Source organism: Cycloclasticus sp., from assembly GCF_019090545.1.
Taxonomy (GTDB): Bacteria; Pseudomonadota; Gammaproteobacteria; order Methylococcales; family Cycloclasticaceae; genus Cycloclasticus; species Cycloclasticus pugetii.
The window spans coordinates 1-8,391 of sequence record NZ_JAHRVT010000016.1 but is presented as its reverse complement, the minus strand read 5'-3'; the positions used below and the strand labels follow the sequence as shown (position 1 = coordinate 8,391).

Annotated in this window: 9 protein-coding genes and 1 pseudogene; 4 read left to right on the top strand and 6 right to left on the bottom strand. The window is 37.4% G+C overall.

The annotated features are described in order from the left end of the window. From KUG63_RS03540 to KUG63_RS03530, 3 genes and pseudogenes are all read left to right on the top strand, one after another. Positions 1-182: pseudogene (locus KUG63_RS03540) on the top strand (hypothetical protein); the annotation flags it as partial. Positions 183-440: 258 nt separating this feature from the next. After that, positions 441-1,562 (top strand): DUF4158 domain-containing protein, encoded by a 1,122-nt coding sequence (locus KUG63_RS03535; protein ID WP_319023243.1) that lies wholly within the window; start codon positions 441-443, stop codon positions 1,560-1,562. A 214-nt stretch (positions 1,563-1,776) separates the two neighbouring features. After that, the gene (locus KUG63_RS03530; RefSeq protein ID WP_287554043.1) at positions 1,777-3,441 is read left to right on the top strand and encodes a transposase; all 1,665 of its coding nucleotides are present in this window, start codon (positions 1,777-1,779) and stop codon (positions 3,439-3,441) included. 169 nt (positions 3,442-3,610) lie between these two features. Here KUG63_RS03530 and KUG63_RS03525 read toward each other — a convergent pair whose 3' ends face one another. The 6 genes from KUG63_RS03525 to merR all read right to left on the bottom strand — a co-directional run bounded on the left by KUG63_RS03525 (position 3,611) and on the right by merR (position 7,362). Next, entirely contained in the window at positions 3,611-4,048 is a 438-nt protein-coding gene (locus KUG63_RS03525) for a MerR family transcriptional regulator (RefSeq protein WP_008110853.1), read from the bottom strand. A gap of 113 nt (positions 4,049-4,161) precedes the next feature. Continuing rightward, positions 4,162-5,601: a mercury(II) reductase gene (merA, locus tag KUG63_RS03520; RefSeq protein ID WP_287554040.1), complete on the bottom strand. Its 1,440-nt coding sequence runs from the start codon at positions 5,599-5,601 to the stop codon at positions 4,162-4,164. 20 nt (positions 5,602-5,621) lie between these two features. Then, positions 5,622-6,041: an organomercurial transporter MerC gene (merC, locus tag KUG63_RS03515; RefSeq protein ID WP_008467331.1), complete on the bottom strand. Its 420-nt coding sequence runs from the start codon at positions 6,039-6,041 to the stop codon at positions 5,622-5,624. Continuing rightward, complete coding sequence (merP, locus tag KUG63_RS03510; protein ID WP_008110847.1) at positions 6,041-6,325, bottom strand: mercury resistance system periplasmic binding protein MerP; 285 nt, start codon at positions 6,323-6,325, stop codon at positions 6,041-6,043. Before merP ends, merC begins: the two co-directional genes overlap by 1 nt. Before the next feature lie 46 nt (positions 6,326-6,371). Next, the gene (locus KUG63_RS03505; RefSeq protein ID WP_016899520.1) at positions 6,372-6,719 is read right to left on the bottom strand and encodes a mercuric transporter MerT family protein; all 348 of its coding nucleotides are present in this window, start codon (positions 6,717-6,719) and stop codon (positions 6,372-6,374) included. A 190-nt stretch (positions 6,720-6,909) separates the two neighbouring features. After that, positions 6,910-7,362, bottom strand: coding sequence for an Hg(II)-responsive transcriptional regulator (gene merR, locus KUG63_RS03500; RefSeq protein WP_008110844.1), 453 nt, complete (start codon positions 7,360-7,362; stop codon positions 6,910-6,912). Positions 7,363-7,631: 269 nt separating this feature from the next. Here merR and KUG63_RS03495 point away from each other — a divergent pair, with 269 nt between their 5' ends. Further along, positions 7,632-8,255, top strand: coding sequence for a recombinase family protein (locus tag KUG63_RS03495; RefSeq protein ID WP_008467336.1), 624 nt, complete (start codon positions 7,632-7,634; stop codon positions 8,253-8,255). Positions 8,256-8,391 lie beyond the last annotated feature (136 nt).

The following is an 8,391-nucleotide window of genomic DNA, read 5'->3' as shown; positions in this document are numbered from 1 at the left end:
CTGTCGCGCGTGGTGATCTGTTGTTGACCATCCAGAGTAACGAAAGCCTTAAATCTTATAATGTTGTATCGCCTATTGATGGTGTTATTTCTCATCGTAATGTAAATTCGGGAGAGCAATCAGGCGATCGCTTATTATTAAGGGGTTTTGCGCCCATCCCCTCGAAATTAACCTTAGCTTGAATTTTCACGCTTAGAGTAACTTTTCGTACCATTGGACTTCACCCCTTGAATAACACAGTTTGTATTATTTAGCCCATCCCCTCGAAATCGGCATTAGTATTCTTAAGTAATAATACACAGTGGTAAACTATCTTATGAAAAGTTTACCACTTTAGTCGCTTAAATCGGCTTTATGGTAATGTTAAGCAGTTGACTGGTAAACATTAACCTCATTGATTAAGGTATGCTGATTAAAAATAACAAGAAAGGCTTACCACTATTTCTTCATCAAACACCAAGCGTATACAAATTCTCAGCGAATCAGAAATCAACGAACTCTATGCCTTACCCAATTTTAACCGTAAAGATCGTGATGATTATTTTTCGTTAGATAGTGAAACTCAAAGGCTCGTCAACGAATTAAGACGTATTGAAACCAGAGTGTATTTTATCTTACTGCTTGGTTACTTTAGGTCACGGCCAATAGTATTTAATTTCTCATTTACTCAAGTCAGTAATGATTTAGATTATGTAAGATCCAAGTATTTCAGCGATAAAGATATGTCTCTTGAGGATTTATCACCAACAACAAAAACTAAGCTGATTAATAAGTTATTAAAATATACAGGGTTTACAGCATACCAAAGCAAGTTAGATAAAGAGCCGCTATTAAAAAGGCTTAACGATGTTGTAAAAATCAACCTTGAACCAAGGTATGTTTTTGATGAATGTATTGCTTATTTTGGTCAAAACAGAATAGCGCTAGCTGGTTATACAACGCTGCAAGACACTATTTCTACGGTATTATCAAATGAGCGTAACCGAATTGAAATGGTGCTGCTTGATAGTTTGTCTTCAGGTACCAGAAAAACATTACTTAAATTACTTGAGTCAAATAATACCTTTACTGACTTAGCCAAGTTAAAGAAAATGGCTAAGGACTTTTCAACGAGCCAAATCACCCAAGAGCTGAAGACGCATAAAATTATACGCTCGCTTTATCCAGAAATTAAGTCACTGATTGCTGAACTGGAGCTATCACCTAAAAATCTTGAATACTATGCTTCACTGGTAAAGCACAAGTCCGTTTATAAGCTTAGAAGACACGCAGATAGCCAAACTATTTTATATCTCGTTTGTTACTTGTTCTTCAGGTACCGAGAGACTAACGACAATCTTGTTGCTGCATTTATTTACTTGGTAAGGAAGTTAACCGAATCAGCTAAAGGCTATGCAAAGCAGCGTATTGTTGAAGATGTAACCATTGTAAGAACCAAATTAAAATCCGCTGGTAGTTTATTAAAGTACTTCATCGATACCGATATGGACGATGATTTAAGCTTTGGTGATGTACGTAAAAAAGCCTTTGAATTGATCCCTGCTGACAGTATTAAACTGTGAAGTGATCACTTAGATAATAACGACTTTGATGGCCGTCAGTACGAATGGCAATTTATTGATAAACAATCCAGTAAAATTAAAAAACTTATCCGCTCATTATTTATGTCTATCGATATTGAGTTCATTCATTTAAAGGATGAACTCCATGAGCAGTATGTTATGGCACATTCTGAACTTAGTGAATTAAAAGGCTATCCAAACCATTAACATCGATGTGGTACCTAAACATGACCGAGAGTATTTAGAGGGAGAAAATACCAAATTAATTGCTAATCGATTTCAGTATTTCCTTTATCGTAAAGCCGAACAATTATTTCACAGTAATAGCTTAACGGTGAAAGAAAGCGTTAATAACCGTAGTTTAACGTCAGATCTTATACAACCTAAAGAATGGCAGCAAAAAGAGACAATCATTGAAAACACTGGCCTTGATAAGCTGGCAACACCGATTAACCAAACACTCGCAGATAAGAGCCAACAATTAGAAGTTAAGCTGAAGGAAGCAAGCGAGCATATCTTTAGTGGTGATAATAAGTATGTTGAGTTTATTCCTGGCAAAGCCGAACTCAAGTGGTCAATTCCTAACAGCCGTTGGCAACAAACAATTGAAAACCCGCTCTACAATCAAATTCAACACATGGGTATCGTTGAACTCATGTTGTTTGTTGATCAAAAGACAGGTTACTTAAATTCATTTACACACATATCAGCAACTAAAGAAAAATCACCAGTAAATAAAGAAGATCTGATCGCCTGTATATTGGCAAACGGCACCAATTACGGCCTATATAAAATGGCGAATATCTCTGACCGTTCAATGGGTAAATTACGCAGTGTAGATGATAGTTATGTCAGATATGAAACACTCAAAACGTCTAATGATCAGGTTTCTAATGCTATAGCCACGTTGCCAATATTTGCCTATTACCATGTGGACGATAATCAGTTGTTTTCAAGCATTGATGGTCAAAAATTTGAGTGTCGCATAAATACGTTTAAGGCTCGGTATTCGTCTAAGTACTTCTCCAAAGGTAAAGGTGTTTCAGCATTAACATTGGTTTCTAATCATGTTCCGGTGAGTACGCAAGTCATTGGCGCTAACGAATATGAAGGTCACTTTGCTTTTGACTTACTCTATAACAACTCTTCAGATATACAGCCTAATACCTTATCGACCGATACGCATGGTACCAATAATGTTAACTTCGCTATATTAGATTTCTTTGGTTACACATTCGCCCCTCGATACGCGAAAATGAAAAAGGTGTTTTTTGAGCTATTTGAAGTGACTGAAGAGAACGGAGGCCGTATTCAATTAAAGAAAGATATTAATCATAAGCTAATTGCTGAAGAATGGGACAATATTCAGCATATTGTTTGTTCATTGAGTCGTAAAACCACCACTCAAAGCACAATCATTAGAAAGTTGAGTAACGGCAAGAGCCGAAGATTGTCAGCATTGCATGAGTACGACCGTTTAATTAAATCTATTTATGTTTTGGAGTATGTTGATAATTCAACGTTGCGTCATTACGTCCAGCAAGCCTTGAACAGAGGTGAAGCATACCATCAGTTAAAACGTGCTATTACTTCAGTTAATGGCAATAAATTTCGTGGGGGGAATGATTACCAAGTATCACAATGGAACGATTGTGCTCGACTCATTTCAAATTGCATTATTTATTATAATTCCGCGTTACTATCGGCATTTTTACAAATCCAAGAGAGGAACGGTAGGCAAGATGTGGTTGATGTTATTTCTCGGCTTTCACCTGTTGCTTGGCAACACATTAATCTAAATGGGGAATATGCCTTTAATAAAGACCGCAAAGAAATCGACTTAGCTGGTTTACTTAGTGATGTAGAATCAATAAGTTAAAGAATGCCATCTGTTTGTATTTCTAATTCAAAAGGTACTGCGCATCAAAGTGCCATTAAAAATTGGAGGTGTTGATATTCTATATGCTTGATATATACAAGCTAACATTGATAGAAAACAGATAAGCTAACAAGTTTTTAGTCGAGCCATGAACTGTTCTATAATTGTTCTAATTGCAAAACTCTTCAATTTGGTTTGTTACTAGATTTAAAAATACTTTTCTATGCTCGATTTTAGTAAGTAGCAGCTTTTGGATGTCTTCAGGAACTTTTCTTTCTCCTGCATCTATTGCCATTAGTAATGGCTTGATATCAACTACAAGAAGACCTGCCGCCCTTGCTGCTCGAATGAACTTTAATCTCTTTAATGCACATAAGCCGTAAAGTGAATGGCCTGACTTAGTTTTTTCTTCGCAGTGTACTAAGTTCTCAAGAACATAATTTCTTACCGTATGGACAGATGTTTGTGCAGCTAGTGCCAGTTGAGAAATACTCAAAGGAAAATCCAACGCATCATCATCACTACTAATGAACTTATTGATGTCAGGTATCTCTGTCAAAAAACTGACTTCACCAACAGGAATGTTTTCAACCTTAGATTTAATCATGATTTAGCATGCTTCCAATTTGTGTTGTTAATGGAATGCCTTAAGATATCTTGATTACATTCAATCAATTGGCACTCCATTAACATTTCTGTAAGTACATTACCGTTAAATGATTACCCTGCGCAGCAAGATAGCTCTTTAACGTCTTTGCTAAAGGTTTGAGCGCATAACTTCAATCCTTCAACCATCGTCAAATACGGAAATAGTTGACCTGCCAATTCTTCGACTGTCATTTTATTATGAATAGCAAGAGCCGCACTTTGAATCAGTTCTCCGCCTTCATGGGCTAAAATTTGTGCGCCTATCAGTTTTCCCGTGGATTCTTCAGCTACCAACTTGATAAAACCATCCGTTTCAAAATTTGCTATAGCTCTTGGTACGTTTTCCATATCAAGTACACGACTTATCGTATTTATTCCTACCGCTGAAGCTTGTACTTCGGTTAGACCTACCGTAGCAACTTGTGGGTCGGTGAATATAACAGCAGGCATGGTAGATAAGTCGAGTTGCGCATTTCCACCTGTCATATTAATTCCAGCCCTACTTCCGGCAGCAGCAGCAACATAAACAAATTGTGGCATATTGGAGCAATCTCCAGCGGCATAAATGTTAGCTGTTGATGTTTCCATCATACTATTAACAACAATGGCACCACTTTTATCTGTTTCAACACCAACATTTTCTAAACCAAGCTTTCCAGTATTTGCATGGCGACCCGTAGAGATAAGCAATTTTTCAGCGATTAATGTTCCTTCGTTAGTTTCCAATGAAAAACCATTGCTATCATAAGAAACATGACTTGCTTGCGTATTATTAAGTACCCTAATACCTTCTTTTTCAAAGCACTCTGCCAGTTTTTCACCTAATAACGGATCTTCAGCATATAAAAGGGTATGTCTGGCTAGAATTGTCACACGGCTACCTAAACGGGCATAAGCTTGCGCAATTTCCAGAGCAACAACGGAGGAGCCGATGACAACTAGACTACTCGGTAACTCTTCTGCAAATAAGGCTTCTGTTGATGTCCAATAAGGTGTATCAACTAAACCCTTAATTGGCGGAATGCTTGGTGTAGAGCCTGTTGCAATTAAAATGCGATCTGCAACCAGCTCTTCTTCACTACCATCAGACTTGTGAACTAGCAAGGTATTTTGATTTTTAAAACGTGCATAACCTTTAAGTAAAGATAGCGCGGGATTACTCTCTAAAATACGTTGATATTTAGCATCGCGTAGTTCTTCGACGCGAGCGTTTTGCTGATGTGCTAATAAGGAGCGGCTAAGTTGTGGCTGAATATTTTCTAAACCATCAAACGGGTTAGTACGTTGCTGATGCGCTAATTGCGCAGCACGGATCAATATTTTTGAAGGAACACAGCCGACATTTACACAGCAACCTCCGATTACATCGGCTCCTTCAATGATAGTAACTCTTGCTCCGCCTTCTGCTGCTTTAATCGCACTGGCAAAGGCCCCTGAACCACTACCAATAATGGCTACATGTAATTGTTCTGGCTGGATGTCATTTGACGAGCAACAACTATTCGTTGACATATTTTATTCCTCTTAAAAAGTTAAGCGGTACAAGTTTCATCATCACAGCGTTTATTCGCAGGAGAAACCATGTCCCAAATTGATACAGCAACCATTAGTCCTAGCCCCGTATAAGTAACGTATGAACTCCACCCGTACTGGAACCAAGGGTATAAAGAGAGTAAAACCAAAATGGGGCCAATTGAACCGATAAAACTACGGTGCCATTGACGATGGCTAAACCAGCCTAAGATATTCATTGCCAGCGCTAATACTGCAAACAGTGGTAACAACGTATTGATAAATACCCCTTCCCACTGACTAAGAAATCCCATCCCAATTGCCGCACCAAGACTAGCTATCGCGGGAAAACACATGGCGCATCCCATTGCCGAAACAAGTGCACCTATAGAGCCTGCTTTATCTCCGATACGCGTAACTAGTTCTAAGGGGCTAAACATTACTTATTTTCACTTTTTAAATTTGAAGGGTAGCCAGCGTTGGTAGTCGCTGCAATTAATGCATTGATGTTGGTTTTAGTGTCATCAAAAGAAACAACAGCTAGCTTAGGCTTGTAGGTAACTTTCGCATTTTCAACGCCATCAACATTTTCTAATGACTTTTTAACTGTGATTGGACATGTCGCACAGTTCATCGTTGGCACTTCCAGTGTAACTGTTTTTACTTCAGCAAAAGCACCAAAACTAGAAAGTGAAAGCAGTGCGGTTAATAATAATTTTTTCATAATTAGCTCCAAATTTTAAAATGTTATAAATTTCTTGATCTGTATATTAAGCAAACAAAAGTATCCAATAATTACTGGTCACTAAAATTGTCGCAACTATAGCGCTCAGCCAGAAAATGACTTTTCGTTGTTGCTGTTTCTTAGGAATTGCACAGGCCGTTCCCGGCTCACACTCTTCTACAGGACGGTAAATTTTCCAACCTGAGTAACCAAACAACAACACTACAAATGCGATAAATAATGGCCTATAGGGTTCAAATGCAGTTAAATTACCAATCCATGAGCCACTTACCCCAAGTAATAACAGGAGCAAAGGACCTACACAGCATACGCCTGCGCCTAATGCTGCTATGATGCCTCCTATCATTGGAAGGTTTGATTCTTTTTGATTCATATAGATACCTCATTAAGTGATAATGCAAGTGTATTGCATGTACCTAAGTACGGAGTCAAGGGTGATTTATAAAAAATTTATCTTTGATAATCTGCTACGACAGATACGGGGAATAAGCTAACTTGAATTAAGGCGCAGAAGTAAAATTGGATATGCTGTTTTAGTGGGAAATGGTAGTTAAGTGAATCATTTACTTCGGTTGCAACGAATCAATTATTGGGCAGTGGCTATCGTCATCATTATTTTGGCATTGTCCTAAATGTTCTTCCAAAGCGTGTTCTAACAACAACAAGTCAGCCATCTTTTTTTGTACTGCGATCAGCTTTTTATTAGCTAATTCTTGTACTTTACTACATGGACTATCGTTTAACGCAAGTAACCCTTCAATCTCATTTAGCGTAAAACCTAATTCTTGAGAACGCTTGATAAAATGTATTCTATTTACCGTTTCTTTCGGGTAATGTCTATAGCCCTGCATAGGCTTTGGTGGTTGTTTAATTAAGCCTTTGCGTTCATAAAAGCGAATTGTTTCGACATTTACACTCAGTTCTTTAGCCAACATACTTATGGTTCGTTTAGACACGTTATCAATTACCTTACTGACTTTTTGTTTACTTACTTTATATCTAATTAAAGTGACCATCAATGAATACCAGTTTAAACATCGCTAATTGATTTTGTTTTTTCTTCTATTAAATAAGTAAAGTTACCGTTGTTACAACAATATTAAACCACAACAATGTATGGTTTATCCTTTTTCATTATCAAAGTCCAAATTAGTGTTATTACATGCAGTTCTACATGAGTACACCCTAAAGATACTGTTAATATATCACAGGCAATTACGTAATGACACCACTTAAATAAACCTATATGATATGACACCATCTAAATAGACCTAATTAGGCAAAAATGTTCATAAGAGCATATTTACGAGCATCAACTTCTGAGCAAGATGCAAATAGAGCAAAAAGCTCATTAAAAAAATTCGTTTCTGGCTTCAGCAAACGAATTGCTTCTTTTTATATAGAAAATAAATCTGGTAATTCTTTAGATAGACCAGAGCTAATTCGTTTATTGGATGAATCAGAGTCCGGTGATGTTTTGTTAGTTGAATCAATCGATCGTTTAACAAGGCTAAGCCCTGATGATTGGAAAACTCTTGTAGCCTCAATAAATGAAAAAGGAATTAGTGTTGTTAGTTTAGATCTACCAACCAGTCATTTAACATTTGGCAGTTTTCCAAGTGATGATTTTATGAGATCAATACTTAGTGCTATTAATAATATGCTGTTAGAAATATTAGCGGCCAGTGCATATAAAGAATATCGAGAACGTGAACGTAAGCAAAAAGAAGGTATTGTAAAAGCACAGCAAAAGGGACTTTATCACGGTCGTCAGCCTGATTTAGAGGCTCATGATAGGATTGCCTCGTTTACTGAAGCTGGATTTAGTATTAATAAAACGGCTGAAGCAGTTGGAGTTAGTCGAAGTACGGTAATTAGAGTTAGAAAAAAGCTTAAAAATTTAGACTAAGGTTAATTTCGAGGGGATGGGCGCAAAACCCCATTAACAGTTACTGACAATCGAACGCTAGTAGCTGAGTTGTCCGTTTTTCCTATGGATCGTCACAGAGTGAGAAAAGGTGCTCAGGTTTTGTTGACAGCCAATG

What these genes read in the sequence shown, in the direction of transcription:
- merA (WP_287554040.1), bottom strand. Translation starts at nt 5,601, where the DNA reads ATGTCAACGAATAGTTGTTGCTCGTCAAATGACATCCAGCCAGAACAA.
- KUG63_RS03505 (WP_016899520.1), bottom strand. Translation starts at nt 6,719, where the DNA reads ATGAATCAAAAAGAATCAAACCTTCCAATGATAGGAGGCATCATAGCA.
- KUG63_RS03525 (WP_008110853.1), bottom strand. Translation starts at nt 4,048, where the DNA reads ATGATTAAATCTAAGGTTGAAAACATTCCTGTTGGTGAAGTCAGTTTT.
- KUG63_RS03495 (WP_008467336.1), top strand. Translation starts at nt 7,632, where the DNA reads ATGTTCATAAGAGCATATTTACGAGCATCAACTTCTGAGCAAGATGCA.
- merR (WP_008110844.1), bottom strand. Translation starts at nt 7,362, where the DNA reads ATGGTCACTTTAATTAGATATAAAGTAAGTAAACAAAAAGTCAGTAAG.
- merC (WP_008467331.1), bottom strand. Translation starts at nt 6,041, where the DNA reads ATGTTTAGCCCCTTAGAACTAGTTACGCGTATCGGAGATAAAGCAGGC.
- merP (WP_008110847.1), bottom strand. Translation starts at nt 6,325, where the DNA reads ATGAAAAAATTATTATTAACCGCACTGCTTTCACTTTCTAGTTTTGGT.